The 282-nt window shown below is 42.6% G+C and carries 1 protein-coding gene; it reads left to right on the forward strand.

Going from position 1 to position 282, the window contains the following annotated elements:
* Window positions 1–12: 12 nt before the first annotated feature.
* On the forward strand, window positions 13–282 hold a 270-nt coding region (locus IQR33_RS36145; protein ID WP_228014224.1), incomplete at its 3' end, for a hypothetical protein.

Genomic DNA, 282 nt, shown 5'->3' on the forward strand with positions numbered 1-282 from the left:
GCGATTGCCACTATGAAATCGAGTTATATAAAACGCTCCCAATTGAGCGATATGAACTCTATTCAGTCAGATATATGGCAAGGCAGAACGGAAGAGCTTAGCGATATGAAATCCTTAGGAATGCCTGTAGAGACAGTTAATGGGCTGTCTCCTAGGCCGACCAGCGAAAGTGTTGCTCGGATGAATGCAATTCAATCAGCACGATTAGCAAGATACCTTTTGGCCTACTACGAATCACTACTTACAAGAGAAGCCAACCTTGCTCTTAAGACTCAAATTTTA

The sequence above is a fragment of the Vibrio sp. OPT46 genome, assembly GCF_015163535.1.
Lineage (GTDB): Bacteria > Pseudomonadota > Gammaproteobacteria > Enterobacterales > Vibrionaceae > Vibrio > Vibrio alginolyticus.